Genomic DNA, 23,912 nt, shown 5'->3' with positions numbered 1-23,912 from the left:
CCATGGTGTAGGAGAGGGAGCGGAAGAAGTGCTCAACCATCTCGGTGGTCAGATCGCCCACGCGCTGATAGGTAAACTCAGCCTTGTACTCCAGGTGCGGACGCCCGGAGATATCCAGCGCGCAGCGGGCCAGGCACTCGTCCATCGGCAGGACAAAGCCAAAGCGGTTGATGCCGCGCTTGTCGCCAAGGGCCAGCTTCAGCGCCTCGCCGAGGGCCAGGCCGGTATCCTCCACGGTGTGGTGATCGTCGATATAGAGATCGCCCTTGACCTGAATCTCCATGCGGAAGCCGCCGTGGGTGGCGATCTGGTCGAGCATGTGGTCGAAGAAGCCCACGCCGGTATTAATTTTGCTGCCGCCTTCGCGATCCAGCCACACCTTCACGTCAATCTGCGTCTCTTTGGTCTTGCGCTCGACGTGAGCATAGCGATCGCGTTTGGTCAGCTGGTCGCCAATGGCGCGCCAGTTAAGGGTCTCCCGATCGTAGCGCAGGCCGGTAATGCCCATGTTTTCTGCAAGGGTCACGTCCGTCATCCGGTCGCCAATCACGTAGCTGTTGGCCTTATCCAGCGCCTCGTCGACAAGGTAAGCCTCAACCAGCTTCACCTTCGGCTTCCGGCAGTCGCACTCGTCGGCGGGGAGGTGCGGACAGATCAGCACTTCATCAAAAACTACGCCCTGGGAGGTGAAGATCTGCATCATCAGGTTGTGCGGGCCGGTAAAGTGCTCCTGTGGGAAGCTTGCCGTACCCAGCCCGTCCTGATTAGTGATCATCACCAGCTTAAAGCCGGCGGCCTGCAACTTCAGCAGCACCGGGATGGCGTCTGGCTCAAAAGCCAGTTTTTCAAAGCTATCAACCTGAAAGTCGCTCGGCGGCTCGCTAATCAGGGTGCCGTCACGGTCAATAAAAAGGTACTTCTGGCTCATACTTGCTCCGCACGTAGGGCGTCGATGACGCGCTGGCTCTCTTCCCGGGTGCCGATGGTGATCCGCAGGCAGCCGCTTAAAGAGGGTTGTTTGTTCTGATCGCGTAGAATAATGCCCTGATCCCACAGGGATTTAAACACCGCGCTGGAGGCGGTCATACGCACCAGAATATAGTTGGTTTCTGAATCAAATACCGTTTCTACGCAGGGGATAGTGCGCAGCTGCTCGACCAGGTAGCGACGTTCAGCAAGGATCTGCGCCACCCGTCCCTGCATCGCGTCGATGCCCGCCGGGGAGAGCGCCTGGGCAGCGATCTCCGCGACCGGCGTTGAGAGCGGGTAGGGTGCAATTACCTTCAGCAGCAGGGCGATAATCTCCTTGCTTGCCAGGGTAAAGCCGCAGCGCAGGCCGGCCAGCGCAAAGGCTTTCGACAGCGTGCGCAGGATAACCAGATGCGGATAGTCTGCCAGCCAGCCGCTGAGCGTCGCCTGCGGGCAAAACTCAATATAGGCCTCGTCGGCAATCACCAGCGCTTTACCGCGGGTCATCTCCAGCAGGGTTCGCATATCCTGCGGGTCGATAATTTGCCCGGTTGGATTGTTGGGGCTGCACACATAGATAAGCTTCACCCCGTCGAGGGCGTCGGCAATCCCCTCCAGATTAAGCTGCCACTCTTCCCGTGCCGGAACGGTGCGCGCCTCGACGCCGAAGGTCTCGGCGCTGACGCTGTACATGCCGTAGGTCGGCGGGCAGTAGAGGATAGCGTCCTTGCCCGGCTCGCAGAAGGCGCGGATCAGCAGCTCGATGCCTTCGTCTGCACCACGGCTGACCAGTACCTGCTCCGGCTGAACGTCGGCATAGCGGGCGTAGCCCTCAATCACCGCTTTCGGCTGGCACTCCGGGTAGCGGTTGAGCGACGACTGGGTCAGCTCAAAGGCCACCGGGGTAGGGAACTCGTTGGCGTTCAGCCAGACATCGCCCTTGCCACCCAGGCGACGAGCGGACTGGTAGGGCGTCAGATTTCGCACGTTCTCGCGCGCTAATTCTTCGATGCTCATGCTTGCTCCTTGAGGGCGTTAACGCGCAGGGTAACCGCATTCTTGTGGGCGTGCAGGCGCTCGGCCGCCGCCAGGGTCTCAATGGTCGCCGCCAGCGCGGAGAATCCCTCGCGGGAGAGTTCCTGCACCGTCATGCGCTTCTGGAAATCCGCCAGTCCAAGGCTTGAGCTGGTGGCGGTATAGCCGTAGGTCGGCAGGACGTGGTTAGTACCCGACGCGTAATCACCCGCCGACTCCGGTGACCAGTCGCCAAGGAACACCGACCCTGCGCTGGTGATGTCGTCTACCAGGGAACGGGCATCGCGGGTCTGAATAATCAGGTGCTCCGGGCCGTAGGCGTTTGAGATAGCAATGCACTGGGCCAGATCCTGCGCCACGATCAGCCGGCTGGCGGCCAGCGCCTGGCGGGCGGTCTCGGCACGGGGCAGCACGGCCAGCTGGCGCTCAACGGCCTCGGCGACCGCTTCAGCCATCTGTGCGTCCGGCGTCAGCAGGATCACCTGGGAGTCCGGGCCGTGTTCGGCCTGGGAGAGTAGATCCGAGGCAACGAAATCCGGCGTTGCGCCGCTGTCGGCAATCACCAGCACTTCAGACGGCCCGGCAGGCATGTCGATTGCCGCCCCGTCCAGCCGCTGGCTCACCTGGCGCTTGGCTTCGGTGACGAAGGCGTTGCCGGGGCCAAAGATCTTATCCACCGCCGGGATCGAGTCGGTGCCAAAGGCCAGGGCAGCGATAGCCTGCGCTCCGCCCACCTTGAAGACCTCCTGCACGCCGCAGAGGCTGGCGGCATAGAGGATCTCATCGGCAATCGGCGGCGGTGAGCAGAGCACTACCCGCTGGCAGCCTGCGATGCGCGCCGGGGTCGCCAGCATCAATACCGTTGAGAAGAGCGGCGCGGAGCCACCGGGAATATAGAGGCCCACGGAGGCAATCGGACGCGTCACCTGCTGGCAGCGCACGCCGGGCAGGGTTTCAACATCCACAGGCTGGAGCTTTTGCGCCTGGTGGAAGGTGTCGATATTCTTCACCGCCACGGCCATCGCCTGCTTGATATCCTCTCCCAGGCGGGCGCTGGCGTCGGCGATCTCCTGCGCGGTAACCTTCAGAGCGCCAACCTCGGTTTTATCAAATTTAGCACTGTACTCACGCAGGGCGTCGTCGCCGCGTGTTTTAACGTTGTCGAGGATCTCCACCACCGTGCGGGTGATGCTCTCCGAGGCAGAGATAGCCGGGCGCATCAGCAGATCGCGCTGCTGCTCCGGGGTACAGTCGTTCCAGTCGATAACGGTATTGAAGCTCATGGTCATTACTCCATCATCTTCTCAATCGGCAGCACCAGAATGGAGCTGGCCCCCAGCGCCTTCAGCTTCTCCATGGTCTCCCAGAAGAGCGTTTCGCTGCTTACCATGTGCATCGCCACGCGCTGCTGATCCCCCGCCAGCGGCAGGATGGTCGGACGCTCGGCGCCCGGCAGCAGAGCAATGACCTCTTCCAGACGTTCGGTCGGGGCATGCATCATGATGTATTTCGATTCGCGAGCCTGAATGACGCCCTGGATACGGGTCAGCAGCTTGTCGATCAGCTGCTGTTTGGCCGCAGGCATCTCGCCGTCGCGCTGGATCAGGCAGGCTTTAGAGCGGTAGATCACCTCGACCTCGCGCAGGCCGTTGGCTTCAAGGGTTGCCCCGGTAGAGACAAGGTCACAGATGGCATCGGCCAGGCCAGCACGCGGGGCGACCTCGACGGAGCCGTTGAGCAGGCAGGACTTAAACGAGACCCCTTTCTGGTCGAGGTAGCGCTTCAGCAGGTGCGGATAGGAGGTGGCGATGCGCTTACCGTCCAGCGCCGCCGGGCCATCCCACGGCTCGTCAACGGCGGTAGCCAGCGACAGGCGGCAGCCGCCGAAATCGAGACGGCGCAGGGTAAAGTAGCGCGGATCTTCGCCCTGGGCGCGGCGGGTCAGCAGCTCCTCTTCCAGCACGTTCTCACCGATAATGCCAAGATCCACCACGCCGTCCATGACCAGCCCCGGAATGTCGTCGTCACGCACGCGCAGAATATCGATGGGCATGTTCTCTGCCAGCGCAATCAGACGCTGCGTGTGCAGATTGATTTTAATGCCGCAGCGGGCCAGCAGTTCGCGTGAATCATCGCTTAAACGGCCAGATTTCTGCATAGCTATGCGTAAACGGGAGTTATCTAACATTCTGCTTATCCTCTTATCCTGCCTGAATTAGGTTCAAAAAAAAGCCCCCGGAAGTGGATCTTCCGGGGGCTTTTTCATGCGTTCATGCACCACTGGAAGATCCAAACGTCTTCCAGCACACATCGCCTGAAAGACTAGTCAGGATGATGGTGATGATGGTGGTGTTTAAATTGAACGCGTGTCATAAAATTTCCAATGAATGCTTATTCATGTCTTGTCAATTAACCTAAACCACTTTGCCCGCTGAAAGCAAGGGCTTTTTTTCATCATTAAATCATTTCATCTTGCTTCCATAATTGTCAGTTTCGCTTGCCTGGCGTAGCCTTAATCCTAACGTATGAAAGACGGGAGAATTAAGGATGAAAAAAGTCGCGATTGTCGGTTTAGGCTGGCTGGGGATGCCGCTGGCTCTCTCGTTGCAGTCAAAGGGCTGGCAGGTGACCGGCAGCAAAACTACCCTGGATGGCGTCGAGGCGGCGCGCATGTGCGGCATTGAGAGCTACCCATTAAAGCTCGAACCGGAGCTGGTGTGTGACGCTGACGATCTGGAAGCCTTGATGAACGTGGATGCGCTGGTGGTCACGCTGCCCGCCCGGCGTAGCGGTAGCGGGGACACCTTCTATCTTCAGGCGGTGCAGGAGATTGTCGACAGCGCGCTGGCCAGACGTATTCCGCGAATTATCTTTACCAGCTCGACCTCGGTATACGGCAATGCGGAGGGCACCGTAAAAGAGAGCACGCCGCTTCAGCCGGTCACGCAGAGCGGGCGCACCTTAAAGGAGCTGGAGGAGTGGCTGCATAACCTGCCGGGCACCTCGGTAGATATTCTGCGCCTTGCTGGGCTAGTGGGACCGGGCCGTCATCCGGGCCGCTTCTTTGCCGGGAAAACCGCGCCCGATGGCAGCCAGGGCGTCAACCTGGTGCATCTGGAAGACGTTATCGCCGCGATCGCGCTGTTATTGCAGGCCCCGAAGGGGGGGCATATCTACAATCTCTGCGCGCCGGGGCACCCTGCGCGATCCGAATTTTATCCGGTGATGGCACGCCAGCTGGGGCTGGAGCCGCCGCAGTTTACCGATAGCGGTGCCGGCAGCAAAGGCAAGCGCGTTGACGGGAGCCGCATCACTAATGAACTAGGGTTCGAATATCAGTATCCCGATCCGCTGATCATGCCGATGGAGTAGGGGCAGCAGCCTGGGGACTGGTCGCATACCCTTTGGGGCGAACATGAAACCATTGCTGGATGTTCTCGTTATCCTTGATGCCCTCGAGAAAGAGGGCAGTTTCGCTGCGGCCTCGGCGAAGCTCTACAAAACCCCTTCTGCGCTCAGCTACACCGTACATAAGCTGGAGAGCGATCTTAACATCCAGCTCCTCGACCGCAGCGGCCATCGGGCCAGGTTTACCCGTACCGGCCAGATGCTGCTGGATAAGGGGAGGGAGGTGCTGCACACGGTGCGCGAGCTGGAGAAGCAGGCTATTAAGCTCAACGAGGGATGGGAGAACCATCTGACTATTGGCGTGGATGACACCTTTCCCTTCTCACTGCTGCTGCCGCTTATCGACGTTTTTTACCAGCAGCACAGCGTAACCCGGCTGGCGTTTATCAATGGCGTGCTGTCAGGATCGTGGGAGGCGCTGATTCAGGGGCGGGCTGATATTATCGTTGGGGCGCTGCATGACCCTCCCTCCCTGAGCGGGTTTGGCTTTGCCAGGCTGGGCAGCCTGGATCAGGTTTTTGCCGTCGCTCCTCATCATCCGCTGGCTCAGGCGGCAGAGCCGCTGTCCCGGCGCGAGATCAAACGCCACCGCGCAATCGTGGTAGGGGAGGCCAGGCCAGGCTGCTCGCGCTCCCAGCTGCTGCTGGAGGATCAGGAGGCGATCACCGTTTTTGATTTTAAGGCTAAACTGGATCTGCTCATTGGCGGTCTGGGCTGTGGCTATTTGCCACGCTATATGGCGCAGCTGTTTTTGAATAGCGGCGCGCTGATAGAGAAGCGAGTGGTCGCGCAAATGTCTGCCGAACCGGTGTGGATGGGCTGGAATGAACAGACCGCAGGGTTGGCAAGCGGCTGGTGGTGCACGGAAATTTTAGCAAATAGTGCGATCGCTGGCGTTTACAACGCGGTGAGTGGCCGTGAATCAGGCGTGAGTTAAAAAAGATGGCCTGATAGGGGTATGCCATCTTGTCATCGCGCCTCAGTTTGGGGCAAAATATGTCGCCTGCAAAAAATGACACTAACCGACGTTAAACGCGTCGGTTATTTTTTTGCATCAAAACGTCATTTAAATCCAAGAGGCCGGGCTTCGTACCGGATAGATACACATTTAAAAACCGACAGTCGTTGTCGCTGAGGAAAGAAACAAAATGGGGCAATTTTTTGCTATTGCGACGGCATTCGCCGTAATGGGGGCTGACCATGTCGCATAACGTTACTCCAAAAACCTCTCGCGTGGAACTGCGTAAATCGCTTACGTTGATTCCGGTTGTTATGATGGGTCTTGCCTATATGCAGCCGATGACGCTGTTCGATACGTTCGGCATTGTCTCTGGTCTGACCGATGGTCATGTCGCGACCGCGTATGCGTTTGCGCTGGTGGCTATTCTCTTTACTGCGCTGAGCTACGGTAAACTGGTGCGTCGTTTCCCGTCCGCTGGCTCAGCTTATACCTATGCCCAGAAATCCATTAGCCCGGCCGTTGGCTTTATGGTGGGCTGGTCGTCGCTGCTGGACTACCTGTTCATGCCGATGATCAACATTCTGCTGGCTAAAATCTACTTCGAAGCGCTGGTGCCCAGCGTGCCGTCGTGGATTTTTGTGGTGGCGCTGGTGGCCTTTATGACCATCTCGAACCTGCGCAGCATTAAATCCGTTGCCAACTTCAACACCCTGATCGTTATTTTGCAGATGGGTATTGTGGCGGCCATCGTCGGTCTGATTATCTACGGCGTGGCGCACGGTGAAGGCGCGGGTACGCTGACCAGCACCCGTCCGTTCTGGTCTGAAGGTGCACACGTGGTACCCATGATCACCGGTGCGACCATTCTCTGCTTCTCGTTCCTCGGCTTCGACGGCATCTCTTCGCTGTCTGAAGAGACCAAGGACGCCGAGCGCGTGATCCCGAAAGCGATCTTCCTGACGGCGCTGATTGGCGGACTGGTATTTATCTTTGCCTCCTACTTCCTGCAGCTCTATTTCCCGGACATCAGCCGCTTCAAAGATCCTGATGCGTCTCAGCCGGAAATTATGCTCTACGTGGCGGGTAAAACTTTCCAGTTTGGCGTACTGATCTTCTCGACCATCACCGTACTGGCCTCCGGTATGGCGGCGCACGCGGGCGTGTCTCGCCTGATGTATGTGATGGGCCGTGACGGCGTCTTCCCGAGCCGCTTCTTTGGCTATGTGCACCCGAAATGGCGCACTCCGGCGTGGAACGTGCTGCTGGTGGGCGCGATTGCCCTGCTGGCGATTAACTTTGACCTGGTGACCGCGACGGCGCTGATCAACTTCGGTGCGCTGGTAGCCTTTACCTTCGTTAACCTGTCGGTGATCTCGCAGTTCTGGATCCGTGAGAAGCGTAACAAGACCCTGAAAGATCACTTCCAGTTCCTGATCCTGCCGCTGTGTGGTGCCCTGACCGTGGGCGCGCTGTGGCTGAACCTGGAAGAGAGCTCAATGATTCTGGGCCTGATCTGGGGCGGTATTGGTCTGGTCTACCTGGCCTGCGTGACCAAAAGCTTCCGTAACCCGGTTCCGCAGTACGAAGACGTCGCGTAATTACGTTAAGCCGTAAACAGAAAAGCCAGCTGAGAAGCTGGCTTTTTTATTTATACAATCTCTTGCGCGTACTGATACAGGGCTTTAATCAGGGCCAGCTTCTCGCTATCGCCAGCGTGCTGCTGATAGAGCGCCTCCAGCTCCTCCGCCCAGGCCTGCAAAAACTCTGGCGTAAAGACGTTACGGCGATGCTGCAGCCAGCGCTGCTGCTCGTTCTCATCCAGCGTGCCGGGGAAGTTACGCGCCCGGTAGTTAAACAGCAGCTTCTCAATGCGCTTGTCGGCGAAGGTGATATCCAGTGCCGGCAGGTTTTGCGGATCGGTCGCAAGCACGATTTTCATTGCCGCGCGATCGGCGTCGCTGAAGAAGCCGTTATAGAGCTGGGCGTCAACGTTATCCGACGGAACAAACGGCTCGGCCTCGGCAAAGATAGCCAGCACCTTCTCCCGGACCTGCGGGTTATCGCGCAGGATCTGCAGGTTCGCCAGGCAGGCCTGACGGTTGATGCCCAGCCGATCGGCATCCTCCGGACGCAGCGTATTTGCCTGCGCCAGCACCGGGCACTTATTGAGATGCACCAGCTTCACCGGTACGGCAGAGGCATCGCCCAGATCCGCCTTCGCCGTGTAGAGACGCTCGCGTAACGCATCGGCATCCAGCGCCAGCAGCGGGGACATATCCCCAGCCAGATCGACCATAATCACCGCGTTACGGTTCTCCGGATGCCAGGCAAGGGGCGCTACCCAGCTGGTATTGCCGCGATCGGCACCAAACATGCCGGAGACATGTACCAGCGGCTTCATCTGCGGGACGTCAATCAACGTGGTTAGCTTCTGCTTGCTGCGGTAGGTATAGAGATAGTTAAACAGCTTCGGCTGGCGAGCTTTTACCAGCTGCGCCATAGCAATGGTGGCGTAGACGTCCGCCATCGCGTCGTGGGCATTGCTGTGCTCGATGCCGTTCGCCTGAGTCAGGTGCTCCAGGCGGAAGCTTGGCAGGCCGTCCTCGTTCTCTGGCCAGTTGATGCCCTCCGGGCGCAGGGCGTAGCAGGCGCGCATCACATCCAGCAGATCCCAGCGGGAGTTACCGTGCTGCCAGCTCCAGGCATAGGGATCGTAGAAGTTGCGGTAGAAAACGTTACGGGTGACTTCGTCATCGAAACGGACGTTGTTGTAGCCCACTACGCAGGTTTCCGGCACGGTAAAGATGTCATGAATACGCTTGGCGAAAGCGGCTTCGTTGTCACCTTTCTCCCGGGCGATCTGCGGCGTAATACCGGTGATCATCACGGCTCCCGGCTGCGGCAGATAGTCATCGGCAGGCTGGCAGTAGAACACCTCCGGTTCACCGATAGGCGTAAATTCCTCGTCGGTGCGGATGGCGGCAAACTGCGCCGGCCGGTCCAGCGACGGGCTGGTACCGAAGGTTTCGTAGTCATGGAATAAAAAGGTTGGCTGCGCAGCGGAATCTGACACCTGAAATCGTCCTGTTGTTATGTGACCTCTTTATGGTAAACCATGCCGCCCGCTAAGCAGAAATAAAAGCGCTGTTTTTACCAGAACTGCGCGCCTGCTTCCGCCTCGTATCCCGCTGCTGTCACATTTGTTTGCAATTGTTCCAGGATTCGACACAACATTTTCCGTACAAAGGTCAGCTCTTTTGTACGACCTTAAGGATATCCTCTTGAAACGCCGTTTGTTTATTGCCGCTTCCCTCCTTGCTGTTTGCGTGAATTCTGCGCTGGCTGCCGATCTCTCTTTCGCTGTACAGCCTCCGCAGATCCAGGCCGGTGCCTGGGTATTAATGGACTACACCACGGGGCAGATATTGACCGCAGGCAATGAACATCAGCAGCGTAACCCGGCCAGCCTGACCAAGCTGATGACCGGCTACGTGGTTGACCGCGCTATCGACAGCAAGCACATCACGCCCGACGATATTGTTACCGTTGGTAAAGACGCCTGGGCGAAAGGAAATCCGGTATTTGATGGCTCCTCGCTGATGTTTATCAAGGAGGGGGATCGCATCTCGGTGCGCGATCTCAGCCGTGGCCTGATCGTTGATTCCGGTAACGACGCCTGCGTGGCGCTGGCGGACTATGTGGCCGGGGGACAGCCGCAGTTTGTGAAGATGATGAACAGCTATGCGCAGAAGCTCAACCTGCGCGATACCCACTTTGAGACCGTTCACGGTCTGGATGCGCCGGGCCAGCACAGCTCGGCCTACGATCTGGCCGTGCTCTCTCGGGCCATCATCCATGGTGAACCTGAGTTCTACCACATGTACAGCGAGAAGAGCCTCACCTGGAACGGTATCACCCAGCAGAACCGTAACGGTCTGCTGTGGGATAAATCGCTCAACGTGGATGGCCTGAAAACCGGCCACACCTCCGGGGCAGGCTTTAACCTTATCGCCTCCAGCGTCAACGGCCAGCGTCGGCTAATCGCGGTGGTCATGGGTGGGGAAAGCCCCAAAGGGCGCGAGGAGCAGGCCCGTAAGCTGCTGCACTGGGGCGATGATAACTTCGATACCGTGCAGATCCTGCATAAGGGCAAGCAGGTGGGTAACGAGCGCATCTGGTACGGCGATAAAGAGAAAGTGTCGCTGGGTACGGATCGCGACTTCTGGCTGGCGCTGCCTAAGACAGATTTGGACCATATCAAAGCCAAGTACATGCTGACCAGCAAAGAGCTGGAAGCGCCGCTGCCCGCGAATCAGCAGGTTGGCGAAGTGGAGCTGTACGATAAAGACAAGCTGATTGCCCGCTCACCGCTGGTGACTCTGGAAGCGGTCGAGAAGGGCGGCATCTTCTCCCGGATGAGTGACTACCTGCACCACGCGCTGTAAGGGAAGAGGGCAGGCTGGCAACTCTGCGAGTCTGCTCGCATACTGAGCAGTCGAGGGGTGACACAAAGCCCTTAATAAGAGAGAGTGTATATCCATACAGCAATCAATCGCGGAGGCAGCATGGACTACAGTATCAGACAGCTTGATAAGCGCACCATTGCCGGTTTTCATCTGGTAGGCCCGTGGGAAAAGACCGTTAAGCAAGGGTTTGCACAGCTCACCATGTGGGTGCAAAGTAAGGATCTCCAGCCGCAGGAGTGGATCGCCGTCTACTACGATAACCCCGACGAAGTCCCACCGGAGAAGCTGCGCGCTGACACGGTAATTTCGGTGCCTGCGGGCTTTACGATACCGGAAAACAGCGAAGGGGTGATCCTGAGCGAGCTTCCCGGCGGCCAGTACGCCGTCGCCCGGGCCAGGGTCTACAACGAAGAGTTTGAGAAGACGTGGGATCTCTTTTTCGACAGCCTGCTTCCGGATGCCTACTACCAGATAGCCGCCCGCCCCTGCTTTGAGCGCTATCTGAATGCGGACAGCAGCAGCGGCTACTGGGACGTTGAGATGCACATTCCTGTGGAGCCTAAATCACTGTAAGCACCCGCTTACTGTTGATCCTGTCGGCCTGTTTACCGGGTTTGGTTGATGTTTAAGCAGTTTCTCGGGGCTTTTAGCAACAACGCTGAGGCCCCGGCGCGAAAATTCGCTACAATTGCGCCTTTGTCGTTTTAGCCGGAGAGCGTGGTGCGCACCGACAAATCACTTAGCCCCTTTGAAATACGCCTGTACCGTCACTATCGCCTTGTGCACGGGGCCAGGATAGCGCTGGCATTTATCCTTACCTTTCTGCTGGTGCGCCTGCTGAACATCCCGGAGGGGACATGGCCGCTGATTACCCTGGTGGTTGTGATGGGGCCGATCTCCTTCTGGGGGAACGTGGTGCCGCGCGCTTACGAGCGTATCGGCGGCACGATCCTCGGCTCGGCGCTGGGGCTGATTGCCCTGAAGCTGGAGCTGTTCTCTCTGCCGCTGATGCTGCTCTGGTGCGCCGCCGCGATGTTCCTTTGCGGCTGGCTGGCGCTGGGCAAGAAGCCTTACCAGGCGCTGCTGATTGGCATTACGCTTGCGGTGGTGGTGGGGGCACCGGCGGGGGATATGCGCATCGCGCTGTGGCGCGGTGGCGATGTGATTTTAGGCTCGCTGCTGGCGATGCTCTTTACCGGCATCTGGCCGCAGCGGGCGTTTCTGCACTGGCGTATCCAGATGGCGAACTATGTCACCAGCTTTAACCGGGTCTACCAGGCGGGCTTTTCGCCTAACCTGGTGGAGCGCCCGCGGCTGGAGAAGCATCTGCAAAAGATCCTCAACGACGTAGTAAAGATGCGAGGCCTGATTGTTCCCGCCAGCAAGGAGACGCATATTCAGAAAGCGATCTTCGAAGCCATTCAGACCGTGAGCCGCAATATGGTGTGCATGCTTGAGCTACAGATCAACGCTCACTGGGCGTCACGGGCCAGCCACTTCGTGATGCTTAACGCCCGCACTATCCGTGAGACGCAGACCATGACCCAGCAAACGCTGCTGACCATCGCCCACGCGCTCTACGAGGGCAATCCGCAGCCTATCCTCGCGAACAGCGAGCGGCTTAACGAAATTGTGGCGGAGCTGCGCCAGCTGATCCAGCAGCATAAAGATGAGACCCTGGCAGAAACGCCGATGCACGGTTACGTTTGGTTAAGCATGGAGCTGGCGCGCCAGTTAGAGCTGCTCTCGCATCTTATCTGCCGGGCGCTGCGCAAATAAGCCGCATCCGTCTGTTGATTGCTGGCAGGTTGTTTCGATTCAGCCTGATTTAGGGTTATGATATTTGAAAGGATAAAACCATTGTCATCAGCAACGGCTAAAAGTAATGTTTACCCTACAGCGGTTGCTTTAACGAATCCGAATCTGATACTAGCAGGGGTGTAAAAATGGAAACTACTAAGCCTTCATTCCAGGACGTTCTGGAGTTCGTGCGTCTGTTCCGCCGTAAGAACAAATTACAGCGTGAAATTCAGGACGTTGAGAAAAAGATCCGCGACAACCAGAAACGCGTTCTGCTGCTGGACAACCTGAGCGACTACATCAAGCCGGGAATGAGCGTTGAAGCGATCCAGGGCATCATCGCCAGCATGAAAAGCGACTACGAGGACCGCGTAGATGACTACATCATCAAAAACGCCGAGATCTCAAAAGAGCGCCGTGAAATCTCTAAAAAGCTGAAAACGATGGGCGAGCTGAAGCACGCTGCGGTTGAAGCAAAAGACGAGTAATCACCTCGGGTGAGAGTCCGCCTCTCACCCTTTGCGACCCTTATCAGGTCGCGTCAAACTACTGCTCGGCGTGAATGGCGTTGAGCAGGATATCCATCAGCCCAGGAAAGCGGGCATCAAGGTCGTCCCGGCGCAGCGAGATGAGGTTTTCGCGGCCCTGCGGGCGCTGCCAGATCACGCCGCTGTCGCGCAGCACGCGCCAGTGGTGGGTCATGGTCGATTTTGCCACATCCTTGCGCAGTGACCCGCAGGCCTGCTCTCCTTCGTCCGCCAGCGTTCTGACTATCTCCAGGCGCAGCGGATTTCCCAGCGCAAAAAGTACATTCTCAAGGCGGATTTTTGCCCGTTCGGGATGGCTGGCAATCATAGTGTTCCTGTGTCAATAAGCACAAATAGTGACCAGCTAGCTGGCTAGCTCATACTATACCTAAACCCAACGGCGAGCGCCATGCGGCACCAGCAGCGAGATTATCATCCATAACTATAGCTAAAATAGTTCGAATATACTCGTACAGTTGGACTATTATGATGACGTTAAACCTGAAAGGCCGCTCTGGCCGCTAACTGTCAAACTGACTAAGGACGCATCATGCCCCGACCCATCCCCCTCGAGCGCTATCGCAACATTGGTATCTCTGCCCACATTGATGCCGGCAAAACCACCACCACTGAACGGATCCTGTTTTACACCGGCATGAGCCATAAGCTGGGTGAAGTTCACGATGGCGCAGCGACGACAGACTGGATGGCGCAGGAGCAGGAGCGCGGAATTACCATTACCTCAGCCGCCGTAAGCTGCTTCTGGCCCGGCATGGACCGGGGCTATGAGCCGCACCGTATCAATATCATCGACACCCCCGGCCACGTTGACTTCACCATTGAGGTGGAGCGCTCGATGCGCGTGCTGGACGGCGCGGTAATGGTCTACGACTCCGTAGGCGGCGTACAGCCCCAGTCGGAGACCGTCTGGCGGCAGGCCAACAAGTATCACGTCCCCCGGCTGGCCTTCGTCAACAAGATGGACCGCCCCGGCGCGGACTTCTTCCGCGTGGTGCAGATGATGATCGACCGCCTGAAGGCGCACCCGGTGCCGATTGTGATCCCTATTGGGGCGGAAGAGCACTTCACCGGCGTAGTGGATCTGATCAAAATGCGTGAAATCATCTGGGACGACGCCACCCAGGGGATGGCCTTCAGCTACGCGCCGGTGCCGGACGAATTGCTGGCGACGGCGAAAGAGTGGCGTGAAAAGATGGTCTCGGCGGCGGCGGAAGCCAGCGAAGAGCTAATGGATAAGTATCTGGAAAATGGCGATCTTGAGGAGGCGGAGATCATCAGCGGCCTGCGCGCCCGCACTGTGGCCGGTGAGATCCAGCCCGTGCTTTGCGGTAGCGCCTTTAAAAATAAAGGCGTACAGCGCGTGCTTGATGCGGTGGTCGAGCTGATGCCATCCCCGCTTGATATTCCGGCTATTAAGGGCGTGGATGAGAAGGGGGCGACCGCCGAACGCCATCCGGACGATCGCGAGCCGTTCTCCGCTTTGGCCTTTAAGCTGATGACCGACCCCTACGTGGGCCAGCTCACCTTTATCCGCGTCTACTCCGGCGTGCTGAAAAAAGGCGACGCGGTCTGGAACCCGGTGAAGGGTAAGAAGGAGCGCATTGGGCGTATCGTACTGATGCACGCCAACGATCGTCACGAGGTGGACGAACTACGGGCGGGGGATATCGCCGCCTGCGTCGGGTTGAAAGATGTCACTACGGGCGACACCCTGTGCGCCCCCGATGCGGTGATCACCCTTGAACGCATGGAGTTTCCCGATCCGGTGATCTCCCTGGCGATTGAGCCGAAGACCAAGGCGGATCAGGAGAAGATGGGTATCGCCCTACAGCGGCTGGCGGCGGAGGATCCCTCGTTCCATCTGCATACCGACGAGGAGTCGGGTCAGACCATCATCTCCGGCATGGGCGAGCTGCATCTGGAGATCATCGTCGACCGCATGCGGCGGGAGTTCGGCGTGGAGGCCAACATTGGTCGTCCGCAGGTAACCTACCGGGAGACAATTCGCAAAACGGTGCAGGATATCGAAGGCAAATTTGTTCGCCAGTCCGGCGGTAAAGGGCAGTACGGTCACGTGGTGCTGACCCTGGAGCCACTGGAGGGGGGCACAGGCTTTATCTTCGAGGATGCCACCAAGGGCGGGGTTGTACCCCGGGAGTTTATCCCCTCGGTGGAGAAAGGCCTGCGGGAGGCGATCAATAACGGCGTGCTGGCGGGCTATCCGGTAGTCGATATCAAGGCGACGCTGACCTTCGGCTCCTATCATGACGTCGACTCCTCGGAGCTGGCTTTCCGCATGGCGGCGATTTTTGGCTTCAAAGAGGGGGCCAGACGCGCCGATCCGGCGATCCTGGAGCCAATCATGCACGTTGAGGTGGAGACGCCGGAGGAGTATGCCGGCAACGTGATGGGGGATCTCTCCTCCCGTCGCGGCATGGTGCAGGGGATGGACGAGCGGCTAGGGAGCCAGATCATCCGCGCCGACGTGCCGCTGGCGGAGATGTTTGGTTACTCGACCACGCTGCGCTCGATGTCTCAGGGGCGCGCCACCTACAGCATGGAGTTTCACCACTACGCGGAAGCGCCGCGTAACGTGGCGGACACTATTATCGCCAGCCGGGCCAAAACGTCATAACCGGCTAAACAACACCTGCTAAACCCGCCCCGGCATGGCTAACCCTGCCGGGGCGCTCATTTTTTTCCGCGCAGCGGCAAAATCTCTTCACTCAGTGATCTCCGCTGCAAATTTGTACAAGCGGGGTGCGCAGTCTCACTTTCCCGCAGCTATGTTTAAGATTCTGGACGGTCCGGACACCGCGTAGCCCAGCCAGCCATGTGATGGCGACCTCTTCCACGCCGCCGCTGGCGTCGGGTTCTGAACCGTGCTGAGGATTAACACATGTCTATCAAAACGCTTACGTTACCGCTTGCTCTGCTGAGCTGCTTGGGTGCTGCGTTTTCTGCGCAGGCGGATATCACCATCGGCGTGGCCGGGCCGTTCACCGGACCCAACGCGACCTACGGGGCGCAATACTGGAAAGGGGCAACCCAGGCGGCGGCGGATATCAACGCTGCTGGCGGCATCAAGGGCGAGAAGATCGTGCTGGTGCAGGGAGACGATGCCTGCGAACCCAAACAGGCAGTGGCGGTGGCCAACCGACTGGTAGACGAAGAGAAGGTCTCCGCCGTAGTGGGCCACTTCTGCTCCTCCTCAACCATGCCCTCGTCCGAAGTTTATGACGAAGCGGGCGTGCTGACCATCACACCCGGCTCCACCAATCCGCAAATTACCGAGCGGGGCATGCAGAATATGTTTCGCATGTGCGGCCGCGACGACCAGCAGGGCGTGGTGGCGGCAAACTACATTCTCGACGTGCTGAAGGCGAAAAAGGTTGCCGTGATCCACGATAAAGACACCTACGGCCAGGGGCTGGCGGACGCGATGCGCGCGGCGCTGGAGAAGCGCGGTACCAAAGAGGTGCTCTATGAGGGGCTATCCCGGGGCGAAAAAGATTTCAACGCGCTGGTCACCAAAATCGGGGCGCTGAAGCCTGACGTGGTCTACTTCGGCGGCTGTCATCCTGAGGCCGGGCCGCTGGTGCGCCAGATGCGTGAGCAGGGAGTCGAGGCCAAATTCTTCTCCGGCGACTGCGTGGTGACCGAGGAGCTGGTGACGGCAGCAGGCGGGCCGCAGTTCACCAACGGCGTACTGATGACCTTTGGCAAGGATCCGCGCACTATCCCGGCCGGGAAGGCGGTGATTGAGAAATTCCGCGCCAGCGGCTTTGAGCCGGAAGGCTACACCCTCTACGCCTATGCCTCTATCCAGGCCCTCGCCGCCGCCTATAACGCCGTCGGCAAAGACAATGAGAAAGCCAGCGCCTGGCTGAAGTCAAACAGCGTGGATACGGTGATGGGAGCGAAAGCCTGGGATGGCAAGGGCGATCTCAAGGTCTCTGACTACGTCGTCTATCAGTGGGATGACAAAGGCAAATATCACCAGCTGTAATCCCACTTACCGGGGCGAGGGCGTTCACTATGGATGCATTCTTCTTGCAGCAGCTTATCAACGGCCTGACGCTGGGGGCGGTGTATGGCCTGATCGCCATCGGCTATACCATGGTGTACGGCATCATCGGGATGATTAACTTTGCTCACGGCGAGGTTTACATGATCTCGGCCTATCTCTGCGCCATCGGTCTTGGGCTGCTCTCGTGGTTTGGCCTGCACTCCTTCCCGCTGCTGATCTTCGGCACGCTGATCTTTACCGTGGTGGTCACCGGCGTCTACGGCTGGACGATCGAGCGCATCGCCTACCGGCCCCTGCGCAACTCCACGCGCCTCGCCCCGCTGATCTCGGCGATTGGCATGTCGCTGATCCTGCAAAACTATGTCCAGATCGCCCAGGGGCCGAACCAGCAGGGGATCCCAACCCTGCTGAGCGGCGTGCTGCGCGTGGACGTTGGTGACGGTATCGTCCAGATCACCTGGACCAAAATTTTCATTCTGCTGGCGGCGTTCGCAGGGATGCTGCTACTGACCTGGATAATTCAGTTTACTCGGCTGGGACGCATCTGCCGCGCCACGCAGCAGGATCGGCGGATGGCGTCGATCCTCGGCATCAATACCGATCGGGTTATCTCGCTGGTGTTTGTGATGGGCGCGGCCATGGCGGGACTGGCCGGCGTACTGGTGACCATGAACTACGGCACCTTTGATTTCTATATCGGTTTTATCATCGGCATTAAGGCCTTTACCGCCGCCGTGTTGGGTGGCATCGGTTCGCTGCCTGGCGCAATGCTGGGCGGCCTGCTGCTGGGGGTAGCCGAAGCGCAGTTTGCCGGGCTGGTCAACTCTGACTATAAGGACGTCTTCTCCTTTGCGCTGCTGGTTGCCATCCTGATTTTCCGTCCGCAGGGGCTGCTGGGCCGCCCGGTGGTGGCGAAGGTATGAGGGGCGCGAGCATGACGGATGAGGCAATAAAACCCCGGCTGGATCTGATGCAGTGCCTACGGGATACCCTCCTTGCGGGGCTGTGTGCGCTGGTGGTGTTCGGGCCCATCGTCGGGGTGGTGCTTAAGGGCTACAGCGTTAACCTGGCCCCGGGACGTGTTGCGCTGCTGGTCGCTATCGTTATGGCCGGTCGCTTTCTGCTGAGCCTGGCGCTGCAGACAGCGCGTGGGCGACAATTCACCCGCCGCTTTGAGAGCGCCAACGACGGGGTGTTTGTCCGCTCGCCGGATCATACCTCCCATCTGCGCTGGATTGGGCCGCTGCTGCTGGTGCTGGCAATGCTCTTTCCCTTCGTCGCCAGCAAATACCTCCTGACCGTCGCGATCCTCGGGCTAATTTACGTCCTGCTCGGGCTGGGGCTCAATATTGTGGTGGGGCTGGCCGGGCTGCTGGACCTCGGCTACGTTGCGTTTTACGCCATTGGTGCCTATGGTCTGGCGCTGGGTTATCAGTACCTCGGCCTGGGCTTCTGGGTAATGCTCCCCCTGGGCGCGATTATTGCCGCACTGGCCGGCGCGCTGCTGGGCTTTCCGGTGCTGCGGATGCACGGCGACTATCTGGCGATTGTCACCCTCGGCTTCGGAGAGATTATCCGTCTTGTGCTCAATAACTGGCTGAGCTTTACCGGTGGGCCAAACGGCATTTCGGTACCTGCACCGACCTTTTTAGGCCTGGAGTTTGGTCGCCGGGCGAGAGACGGCGGCGTTCCCTTTCATGAATTTTTTGGCATTACCTATAACCCTAACCTTAAATTTATCTTTATCTACGCGGTGCTGGTTCTGGTGGTCGTATTAGTGCTGTTTATTAAGCACCGGCTGACCACCATGCCCATCGGCCGGGCCTGGGAGGCGCTGCGGGAGGATGAGATAGCCTGTCGCTCGCTGGGCTTAAATCATGTCCTGGTTAAGCTGTCGGCGTTTATGCTCGGTGCCTCCACCGCGGGGATTGCCGGCGTCTTCTTTGCCACCTATCAAGGCTTTGTGAATCCCACCTCGTTTACCTTTTTTGAATCAGCGCTCATTCTCGCCATCGTCGTTCTGGGCGGGATGGGATCAACGCTGGGGGTGGTGCTGGCGGCGTTTATCCTCACCGTCGCCCCGGAGCTGCTGCGGGACTTTGCCGAGTACCGGGTGTTGCTATTTGGCATGCTGATGGTGCTGATGATGATCTGGCGGCCGCGCGGCCTGGTTCGCACCAGCCGGGCCGGATTTGCCGTCCGTAAGGGCGTTGCGCCATGAGCGACGCCATCCTACGCGTGGACAATCTGATGATGCACTTCGGCGGTATCAAAGCCCTCAACGACGTCAGCCTGGAGGTGGAGCGCGGGTCGATCACCGCGCTTATCGGCCCCAACGGCGCGGGAAAAACCACGGTGTTCAACTGCCTGACCGGCTTTTACCAGGCCTCCGGCGGATCGATCCTGCTGGAGACGCGAACGCGTACCACTGACATCGTGCAGGTGCTGGGGCAGACGCTGCGAGTGGATGATTTCCTTCATCCACGGCGTTTAAGCTCCCGGCTGTGGTACAAGATGTTTGGCGGTACCCATCTGGTTAACCGTGCCGGACTGGCGCGCACCTTCCAGAACATCCGCCTGTTTCGCGAGATGTCGGTGGTGGAGAACCTGCTGATAGCCCAGCACATGCAGGCCAACCGCAATCTTATCGCCGGGATCCTCAATACGCCGGACTATCGTCGGGCGGAGAGCCAGGCCCTCGACCGGGCCTTCTACTGGCTGGAGGTGGTTGAGATGGTGGAGTGTGCCAACCGGCTGGCCGGAACCCTCTCCTATGGACAGCAGCGACGGCTGGAGATCGCCCGCGCCATGTGCACCGGACCAGAGATGATCTGCCTTGATGAACCCGCTGCCGGACTCAACCCCGTTGAGACACATGACCTGAGCCGGATCGTCCGTACCCTGCGCGAGCAGCATGGGGTAACGGTGCTGCTGATCGAGCATGACATGGGAATGGTCATGGCGATTGCCGACTGGGTGATTGTCCTCGATCACGGCAACGTTATTGCCCGCGGCACGCCAAAGGCAATTCAGGCCAACGCCGGCGTTATTGCTGCCTATCTCGGTACTGACGAGGAGGCGATAGATCGATGAGCCAGCCGCTGCTTGAGTTTCGCCGGGTTGACGTCTTCTATGGTCCGATCCAGGCCCTGAAAAATGTGTCACTGACAGTAAACGAGGGCGAGACCGTCTCGCTGATTGGGGCGAACGGCGCGGGCAAGTCGACGCTGCTGATGTCGGTCTTTGGCCAGCCGCGCATCGCCAGCGGAGAGATACGCTATCGCGGGGAGAATATCAGCCGTAAATCTACCCACTTTATTGCCAGCAACGGCATCGCCCAGGCCCCGGAGGGGCGGCGCATCTTTCCGGACATGACGGTGGAGGAGAATTTGCTGATGGGCACTATCCCCATCGGTGACCGTTACCAGAAGGCGGATAGAGCCCGAATGTACGACATCTTTCCGCTACTGGAAGAGCGTCGCAGCCAGCGGGCAATGACCCTCTCCGGCGGTGAGCAGCAGATGCTGGCCATCGCCCGGGCGCTAATGAGCCGCCCCCGACTGTTGCTGCTGGATGAACCCAGCCTCGGACTCGCTCCGCTGGTGGTGAAGCAGATTTTCCATATCCTGCGAGAGCTGACCCAGGGGGGAATGACGCTGTTCCTGGTGGAGCAGAACGCCAATCATGCCTTGAAGCTCTCTGACCGCGCCTATGTGATGGTCAACGGTGAGATCCGTCTCAGCGGCAGCGGTGCAGAACTGCTGGCAGATCCCGACGTGCGTAAAGCCTACCTGGGCGGGGGATGAATGTCCTTCACTTTCCTAATAAAGGGACTTAAAACATTAGCACTATAACATTTAAATAAATGCGATATATTTAAATGCTTTAATAGGTACAGCCATTGTGCATATTTTTTATGATGTCGGCGTGCAATTTTTAGGTGGAACTGAATAAAGTTGAATTTAAATAACGCTCATTATTGTTAATCCTGCCATATAAGATTTTCCTCAACACAAATACATTTATTATGGATGCCGCTGTATAAAAATTAGTTGTCAGTTATCTTTTTGTTTTATAGCTATTTTTCCAAATCATCATGGCGGTGTGGTTGCAGTCTTTTTTATTGCAGCGAAACTCATGGTGTTAATTAAGATAAATAGCAATTTTGATGCTGATAATTTTTATTAAGTAAATCCTTAGCCGATTAACAATTCAATCGATTACTCACTGGAGTTCACTATTATGACTCTCTCAGCTAGCCCTGCGCTTCAGCAGGTGGAGACCGCCCTTAAGGTCTCTCCCGGCAGCTTTGCTAAAAATAACTACCGCTCTGTCTTTGACGTTGCCCGCACGTCCCGGAAACAGTTTATCGCCGACAACATGTCGTGGCTGGGCCTGCGCGGCGGCAAAGCCTGGGATCTCGCCGTCGGTCAGGCCCAGTATATTCGTCGCCTGTTCCGGGAAAACCAGCTTACCCGGCAGATTCGTCTGGGTTTGCCGCAGACGCTTAGCGGTCAGCAGGTGGTCAACAGTTCTTCCTCGGATAATATTCAGGGACTGGTTCAGGATGGTCCGACCTGGCAGAACCAGTTTGCCGAAAACTGGCAGGCTTACTGCCAGTCCGGCGCACCGGAGGCAGTCGATTCCCCGGTCAGCTACCTCACCTGGCTCTATAAGCAGGCCCTGACGTTTGAGGAAGAGATTCAGGCCAGCAGCACGGCCGACCAGGTTATTACCCTGGCCGAGCGTCGTCCGGACCTCGCCACCCTGATGGTGGATAACGATGCCATCAATCAGCAGGTTCCAGCTTTACAACTGGTGAATGAGATCCTCGAAAACAATATCGCCACCAGCCTGCCAGCAGAGCAGAGCGTGGACGAGACCCTGGCAGAGACCCGCTATCCGACCCTGCTGCCGTATCACTTCCCCCACGATCAGGCAGAGCTTGCGCTGTTGAATGCTGGCGTCCCGCTGGAGGAGATCATCGGCGAGACCGCCACCGACTGGCCGTGGTTCCTGAATGATGCATGGCGCGGGGGGCGCAGCGATAACAGCACGGAACTTGCTAGCGGTTTAGCTCCGGAGCAGCAGAAGCTGGTGACCGAAGCAGATAACAGCACTGGCTCTGACCTGACGGCATTTTATAAAACGAACCTCGGCGTAGAAACGGCGGACTATACGCCGTTTGAAAATCTCGACACCTTTACCTATCAGTTGGGGATTACCGTGCCGCAGGTAGAGGAGCTAGTGGCGGGAAACGGCAAAGGCAGCACCAGCGTCGTTATCTCATCAAATATAATCAGCGAAAATAATATTTATGAAAGCGTTGATAGCTATCATTATGGCGCTTCATTTATTAATGAAAACAATGCCAGCTCTATTGCATTAGTATCATCAAGTAATGACTACCTTCTTTCTGGAGAGCCCTCCTTTATTTCTGATGCAACAAAAGGGAACGCTATTTCTCTGAAAAGCAGCGAAGACCAATACATCACAATACCTGATGATTTCACAACATCCAATAATCATAACTCCAGTTTCTCAATGGGCTTCTGGGTCAATATAAATAGCACTCCCGATGGTGATGTGATGATTGGTGGTAACACAAAAATATCTTCAAGTGGTCGTGCAGAAGATCTCGGTTTCTTTATTCTAGGGTCGTCAGGGAAATTTGACTTAAACGTAACCGATCAGAAAGGTAACTATAAAAATGCTCAAATAGGTTACGCTTATAATGAGTGGAACTATTTTATATTCTCTGTTGATTGGCAGAGTAATGAAGTAATTATCTGTAAGCGAACGTTTGGCCCAAATAAGGATGTAAATTCGACTGGCATTAATTTATCTTCGCTGACTGGAGGTATGCCTGCTTTAAATAAATGGTATTTTAATAATGATAGTGGTGAAGATTATTATCAGCGATTTGGCCGAAGTGCCACGATCGACATTCAGGAAGTGGCTATTTGGAATTTTGCATTAACAAAAGATGAGATGTCGGCAATTTCTGCATCAACGCTCCCCGCTGGCGGGCGCACTGATATGCTGAAATTTTATCCCTTCTTATCTAACTCTACTGTTTTTCTTAATAATCTCTCCGATGCCCGCATGGACCGCATCAACCGGATGGTGCGCCTGCAGCGCTGGCTCGGTCTGAGCTATGAGGAGACCGACCTGCTGCTCAGCGCCTGCATCCGCGCCCAGGGCGCAGATAACACTGACTTCACCCTCAACGCCCACACCCTGCGTGCGCTGGGCGTCTTCCGCCACTGGCAGCAGAAGTACGCTATTAATGCCTTCCAGTTTGCTGCTGTGCTGGACCAGATAACCCCGTACGCCATCTCCCCGGCGGTGCCGTTCCTCGACCAGGTGTTTAACGCCCCGTCGCTGTTTGATGAGCCGTTCGCCATTACTGGCGAGACGGTCAGCTACACCGACGTTACCGGCGACAGCGCCCGCACGGTACGTCAGATTTGTGCCGGGCTGGACATCACCCAGGCGCAGTTCCGGGTGCTGGCGGATAAGGTGGCGGCAGCGCAGGGAGATGCAGAGGCGAAGACCTTCCCGCTGACGCTGGCGGTGGTGTCGGCCCTCTACCGGCTGGTGATGGTGCCGCGCTGGCTGGGGCTGTCGTTTGCCGACGGCGCGGCGCTGCTGAGCCTGGCGGGCGAGGGCGATGCAGCCTGGACCACGCTGGC

At 57.7% G+C, this 23,912-nt stretch carries 22 protein-coding genes and 1 other annotated feature; of the genes, 15 read left to right on the top strand and 7 right to left on the bottom strand.

Features of this window, described 5'->3' with window-relative positions; all coding sequences use genetic code 11:
- The 5 genes from hisB to hisL form a co-directional block, all read right to left on the bottom strand.
- Nucleotides 1–928 (bottom strand): bifunctional histidinol-phosphatase/imidazoleglycerol-phosphate dehydratase HisB (hisB, locus tag RTP97_RS18125; protein WP_312416123.1); only part of this gene is annotated, 928 nt, incomplete at its 3' end.
- Entirely contained in the window at nucleotides 925–1,986 is a 1,062-nt protein-coding gene (gene hisC, locus RTP97_RS18120) for a histidinol-phosphate transaminase (RefSeq protein ID WP_312416121.1), read from the bottom strand. The genes hisB and hisC, both read right to left, overlap by 4 nt.
- On the bottom strand, nucleotides 1,983–3,287 hold the full coding sequence (hisD, locus tag RTP97_RS18115) for a histidinol dehydrogenase (protein WP_312416119.1): 1,305 nt from the start codon (nucleotides 3,285–3,287) through the stop codon (nucleotides 1,983–1,985). The genes hisC and hisD overlap by 4 nt, the downstream gene beginning before the upstream one ends.
- Nucleotides 3,288–3,292: 5 nt before the next feature.
- The gene (gene hisG / locus RTP97_RS18110; RefSeq protein WP_103819178.1) at nucleotides 3,293–4,192 is read right to left on the bottom strand and encodes an ATP phosphoribosyltransferase; all 900 of its coding nucleotides are present in this window, start codon (nucleotides 4,190–4,192) and stop codon (nucleotides 3,293–3,295) included.
- Between the two features lie 35 nt (nucleotides 4,193–4,227).
- Nucleotides 4,228–4,351, bottom strand: a sequence feature (His leader region).
- A complete protein-coding gene (gene hisL, locus RTP97_RS18105; protein WP_001364200.1) occupies nucleotides 4,327–4,377 on the bottom strand; it encodes a his operon leader peptide in 51 nt (16 codons plus the stop codon). Its footprint overlaps the feature before it by 25 nt.
- 174 nt (nucleotides 4,378–4,551) lie before the next feature.
- Here hisL and RTP97_RS18100 point away from each other — a divergent pair, with 174 nt between their 5' ends.
- The 4 genes from RTP97_RS18100 to RTP97_RS18090 all read left to right on the top strand — a co-directional run bounded on the left by RTP97_RS18100 (nucleotide 4,552) and on the right by RTP97_RS18090 (nucleotide 7,971).
- Nucleotides 4,552–5,376 (top strand): SDR family oxidoreductase, encoded by an 825-nt coding sequence (locus tag RTP97_RS18100; protein WP_312416117.1) that lies wholly within the window; start codon nucleotides 4,552–4,554, stop codon nucleotides 5,374–5,376.
- A 43-nt stretch (nucleotides 5,377–5,419) separates the two neighbouring features.
- Nucleotides 5,420–6,349, top strand: coding sequence for a LysR substrate-binding domain-containing protein (locus tag RTP97_RS18095; RefSeq protein ID WP_312416115.1), 930 nt, complete (start codon nucleotides 5,420–5,422; stop codon nucleotides 6,347–6,349).
- 211 nt (nucleotides 6,350–6,560) lie between these two features.
- On the top strand, nucleotides 6,561–6,623 hold the full coding sequence (gene yoeI, locus RTP97_RS21455; protein WP_103819469.1) for a membrane protein YoeI: 63 nt from the start codon (nucleotides 6,561–6,563) through the stop codon (nucleotides 6,621–6,623).
- Nucleotides 6,613–7,971: an APC family permease gene (locus RTP97_RS18090; RefSeq protein ID WP_312213115.1), complete on the top strand. Its 1,359-nt coding sequence runs from the start codon at nucleotides 6,613–6,615 to the stop codon at nucleotides 7,969–7,971. The genes yoeI and RTP97_RS18090 overlap by 11 nt, the downstream gene beginning before the upstream one ends.
- Before the next feature lie 50 nt (nucleotides 7,972–8,021).
- On the opposite strand, the gene sbcB is transcribed toward RTP97_RS18090, so the two are convergent.
- On the bottom strand, nucleotides 8,022–9,446 hold the full coding sequence (gene sbcB, locus RTP97_RS18085; RefSeq protein WP_312416113.1) for an exodeoxyribonuclease I: 1,425 nt from the start codon (nucleotides 9,444–9,446) through the stop codon (nucleotides 8,022–8,024).
- A gap of 202 nt (nucleotides 9,447–9,648) precedes the next feature.
- On the opposite strand from sbcB, the gene dacD reads away from it, so the two are divergent.
- The 4 genes from dacD (at nucleotide 9,649) to RTP97_RS18065 (ending at nucleotide 13,127) form a co-directional block, all read left to right on the top strand.
- On the top strand, nucleotides 9,649–10,818 hold the full coding sequence (gene dacD, locus RTP97_RS18080; protein WP_312416124.1) for a serine-type D-Ala-D-Ala carboxypeptidase DacD: 1,170 nt from the start codon (nucleotides 9,649–9,651) through the stop codon (nucleotides 10,816–10,818).
- Nucleotides 10,819–10,938: 120 nt separating this feature from the next.
- Complete coding sequence (gene sbmC / locus RTP97_RS18075; RefSeq protein WP_312416110.1) at nucleotides 10,939–11,412, top strand: DNA gyrase inhibitor SbmC; 474 nt, start codon at nucleotides 10,939–10,941, stop codon at nucleotides 11,410–11,412.
- 147 nt (nucleotides 11,413–11,559) lie between these two features.
- The gene (locus tag RTP97_RS18070) at nucleotides 11,560–12,618 is read left to right on the top strand and encodes an FUSC family protein (RefSeq protein ID WP_312416107.1); all 1,059 of its coding nucleotides are present in this window, start codon (nucleotides 11,560–11,562) and stop codon (nucleotides 12,616–12,618) included.
- A gap of 167 nt (nucleotides 12,619–12,785) precedes the next feature.
- The gene (locus RTP97_RS18065) at nucleotides 12,786–13,127 is read left to right on the top strand and encodes a DUF496 family protein (RefSeq protein ID WP_312229180.1); all 342 of its coding nucleotides are present in this window, start codon (nucleotides 12,786–12,788) and stop codon (nucleotides 13,125–13,127) included.
- A gap of 58 nt (nucleotides 13,128–13,185) precedes the next feature.
- Here the strand turns inward: RTP97_RS18065 and RTP97_RS18060 are convergent, their stop codons facing one another.
- Entirely contained in the window at nucleotides 13,186–13,494 is a 309-nt protein-coding gene (locus RTP97_RS18060) for a helix-turn-helix domain-containing protein (RefSeq protein WP_312213107.1), read from the bottom strand.
- A 222-nt stretch (nucleotides 13,495–13,716) separates the two neighbouring features.
- On the opposite strand from RTP97_RS18060, the gene fusA reads away from it, so the two are divergent.
- The 7 genes from fusA to RTP97_RS18025 form a co-directional block, all read left to right on the top strand.
- Nucleotides 13,717–15,822, top strand: a complete 2,106-nt coding sequence (fusA, locus tag RTP97_RS18055; protein ID WP_312416103.1) for an elongation factor G — start codon at nucleotides 13,717–13,719, stop codon at nucleotides 15,820–15,822.
- 264 nt (nucleotides 15,823–16,086) lie between these two features.
- A complete protein-coding gene (locus tag RTP97_RS18050) occupies nucleotides 16,087–17,196 on the top strand; it encodes a branched-chain amino acid ABC transporter substrate-binding protein (protein ID WP_312416100.1) in 1,110 nt (369 codons plus the stop codon).
- A gap of 29 nt (nucleotides 17,197–17,225) precedes the next feature.
- Nucleotides 17,226–18,140 (top strand): ABC transporter permease subunit, encoded by a 915-nt coding sequence (locus tag RTP97_RS18045; protein WP_312213101.1) that lies wholly within the window; start codon nucleotides 17,226–17,228, stop codon nucleotides 18,138–18,140.
- Between the two features lie 11 nt (nucleotides 18,141–18,151).
- Nucleotides 18,152–19,438, top strand: a complete 1,287-nt coding sequence (gene livM, locus RTP97_RS18040) for a high-affinity branched-chain amino acid ABC transporter permease LivM (RefSeq protein WP_312416097.1) — start codon at nucleotides 18,152–18,154, stop codon at nucleotides 19,436–19,438.
- A complete protein-coding gene (locus RTP97_RS18035) occupies nucleotides 19,435–20,310 on the top strand; it encodes an ATP-binding cassette domain-containing protein (RefSeq protein ID WP_312416094.1) in 876 nt (291 codons plus the stop codon). The genes livM and RTP97_RS18035 overlap by 4 nt, the downstream gene beginning before the upstream one ends.
- Nucleotides 20,307–21,023, top strand: a complete 717-nt coding sequence (locus tag RTP97_RS18030; RefSeq protein ID WP_312416091.1) for an ABC transporter ATP-binding protein — start codon at nucleotides 20,307–20,309, stop codon at nucleotides 21,021–21,023. Before RTP97_RS18035 ends, RTP97_RS18030 begins: the two co-directional genes overlap by 4 nt.
- A 436-nt stretch (nucleotides 21,024–21,459) precedes the next feature.
- Nucleotides 21,460–23,912, top strand: a 2,453-nt coding sequence (locus RTP97_RS18025) for a Tc toxin subunit A (RefSeq protein WP_312416089.1), incomplete at its 3' end; no start/stop codon positions are given.

It is taken from the genome of Pseudescherichia sp., assembly GCF_031998825.1.
Taxonomy (GTDB): domain Bacteria; phylum Pseudomonadota; class Gammaproteobacteria; order Enterobacterales; family Enterobacteriaceae; genus Pseudescherichia.
The sequence above is the reverse complement of the archived record's forward strand: the minus strand, read 5'-3'. Positions and strand labels throughout refer to the sequence as shown.

Coding starts and splice junctions, on each gene's coding strand:
- hisC (WP_312416121.1), bottom strand. CDS start 1,986: ATGAGCATCGAAGAATTAGCGCGCGAGAACGTGCGAAATCTGACGCCC.
- RTP97_RS18045 (WP_312213101.1), top strand. CDS start 17,226: ATGGATGCATTCTTCTTGCAGCAGCTTATCAACGGCCTGACGCTGGGG.
- RTP97_RS18095 (WP_312416115.1), top strand. CDS start 5,420: ATGAAACCATTGCTGGATGTTCTCGTTATCCTTGATGCCCTCGAGAAA.
- livM (WP_312416097.1), top strand. CDS start 18,152: ATGACGGATGAGGCAATAAAACCCCGGCTGGATCTGATGCAGTGCCTA.
- RTP97_RS18090 (WP_312213115.1), top strand. CDS start 6,613: ATGTCGCATAACGTTACTCCAAAAACCTCTCGCGTGGAACTGCGTAAA.
- RTP97_RS18050 (WP_312416100.1), top strand. CDS start 16,087: ATGTCTATCAAAACGCTTACGTTACCGCTTGCTCTGCTGAGCTGCTTG.
- RTP97_RS18060 (WP_312213107.1), bottom strand. CDS start 13,494: ATGATTGCCAGCCATCCCGAACGGGCAAAAATCCGCCTTGAGAATGTA.
- sbmC (WP_312416110.1), top strand. CDS start 10,939: ATGGACTACAGTATCAGACAGCTTGATAAGCGCACCATTGCCGGTTTT.
- hisG (WP_103819178.1), bottom strand. CDS start 4,192: ATGTTAGATAACTCCCGTTTACGCATAGCTATGCAGAAATCTGGCCGT.
- hisD (WP_312416119.1), bottom strand. CDS start 3,287: ATGAGCTTCAATACCGTTATCGACTGGAACGACTGTACCCCGGAGCAG.
- RTP97_RS18065 (WP_312229180.1), top strand. CDS start 12,786: ATGGAAACTACTAAGCCTTCATTCCAGGACGTTCTGGAGTTCGTGCGT.
- RTP97_RS18035 (WP_312416094.1), top strand. CDS start 19,435: ATGAGCGACGCCATCCTACGCGTGGACAATCTGATGATGCACTTCGGC.
- RTP97_RS18100 (WP_312416117.1), top strand. CDS start 4,552: ATGAAAAAAGTCGCGATTGTCGGTTTAGGCTGGCTGGGGATGCCGCTG.
- RTP97_RS18030 (WP_312416091.1), top strand. CDS start 20,307: ATGAGCCAGCCGCTGCTTGAGTTTCGCCGGGTTGACGTCTTCTATGGT.
- fusA (WP_312416103.1), top strand. CDS start 13,717: ATGCCCCGACCCATCCCCCTCGAGCGCTATCGCAACATTGGTATCTCT.